The organism is Microbacterium umsixpiens, from assembly GCF_053543675.1.
This window is the reverse complement of record NZ_JBLVOH010000189.1, coordinates 1-1,377: the sequence shown is the minus strand read 5'-3', so window position 1 is coordinate 1,377 and position 1,377 is coordinate 1. Positions and strand designations below refer to the sequence as shown.

The 1,377-nt window shown below is 69.0% G+C and carries 3 protein-coding genes; 2 read left to right on the top strand and 1 reads right to left on the bottom strand.

What is annotated here, in order from left to right; genetic code table 11:
* Positions 1-306, bottom strand: a 306-nt coding sequence (locus tag ACNPM4_RS17175) for an acyl-CoA thioesterase (protein WP_448986489.1), incomplete at its 3' end; no start/stop codon positions are given.
* A gap of 131 nt (positions 307-437) precedes the next feature.
* On the opposite strand from ACNPM4_RS17175, the gene ACNPM4_RS17170 reads away from it, so the two are divergent.
* Together ACNPM4_RS17170 and coaE are read left to right on the top strand one after the other, a co-directional pair.
* Positions 438-947 (top strand): GNAT family N-acetyltransferase, encoded by a 510-nt coding sequence (locus ACNPM4_RS17170; protein ID WP_029262118.1) that lies wholly within the window; start codon positions 438-440, stop codon positions 945-947.
* 37 nt (positions 948-984) lie between these two features.
* The coding region (gene coaE / locus ACNPM4_RS17165) for a dephospho-CoA kinase (protein WP_448986488.1) at positions 985-1,377 on the top strand (393 nt) is incomplete at its 3' end.

The window sequence follows — 1,377 nt, the reverse complement described above, 5'->3', positions numbered from 1 at the left end:
CTGCACCTCGAACCGCTGCCACAGCTGCAGCGACTTGCGGAACGTGATCGTCTCGCTCGAGACGACCGCGTACCACCCCTGAGCCTTCATGGCATCGAACAGTCCGGTGCGGATGAGCTGGTCCCAGCGTCCGAGGTCGAACAGCGACAGGTAGCGACCGTTGTTCATGTGCCGCAGGATGTCGAGGTCGGTCGGCAGAGTGGTGATGGTGATGCTGCCCACCGCCGTCGGGTCGAGGGTCTTCCCCCGACGCACGCGGCGTCGGGCGCCGAGGATCACCAGGAGGGTCCGCCAGATCACGTTCACGAGGATCGATCGTAGCCAGGCGTGCACGATTCGCGAACATCGTTGTACGAACCCTCCAGGCCGGCACGCCGAGCGTCATCGAACATCCACTCGATTTCTCCTTCGCGGACGCCGCGCGTAGAGTCACGATCATGAGCGCCGAAGCCCAGCCTGAAGTCATCGTCCGCCCGGTCCGTGATGTGGATGCGGAAGCCCTCGGTCGCGTGCACGCCCAGTGCTGGCATGAGACCTACGACCACCTGATCAGCAAGGCTGCGCTCGAGAAGGTCTCACCCCGGCGCATGGCCGAGCTGTGGACGCACTGGGCCTCGCAGGGTCCCGAGTTCAAGATGAACGCCGCGCTCGTCGACGGCGAGATCGTCGGGTTCGTCGGCTCCGGCCCCGCCCGCGACAAGGATGCTCCGGCGTTCCGCGAGCTGTACTTCATCTACCTGCTCGACGCGCTGCACGGCACCGGCATCGGCCAGAAGCTGTTCGACGCCGCGGTCGAGACCGACGAGCCCCTGTACCTGTGGGTCGCCGAGGACAACCCCCGCGCGCACCGCTTCTACACGCGCAACGGGTTCACGCTCGACGGCGCGACGCACACCGAGCCGTTCCTCGGCGAGACGCTGACCGAAGTCCGCTTCGTCCGTCCCTGACGAATCCGGGCACCGTGCACCGGAGCGGGTGACGGCCATGACCGCCTCCACCCTGGTCGGGCTCACCGGCGGCATCGCCGCGGGTAAAAGTACGGTCGCACGCGCACTCGCGACCCACGGCGCCCGCATCGTGGACGGCGATGCCGCCGCACGCGACATCGTCGACCCGCGGACACCCGGCGGGGCGGCGCTCCTGCCCCGCATCGCCGCGCTGCTGGGCGACGAGGTGCTCGCCCCGGATGGGGCGCTCGACCGGGCGGCCGTGGCGGCACGGGTGTTCGGCGACGACGCACTGCTGCGTCAGTACAACGCGCTGCTGCGCCCGGCGATCCTCGACGAGGTGGCCCGGCGCATCGCGGAGGCCCGGCGCGATCCCGGAGTCGTCGTGCACGAAATCCCGCTGCTCAACCGCACCACCGCACCGTTGCCC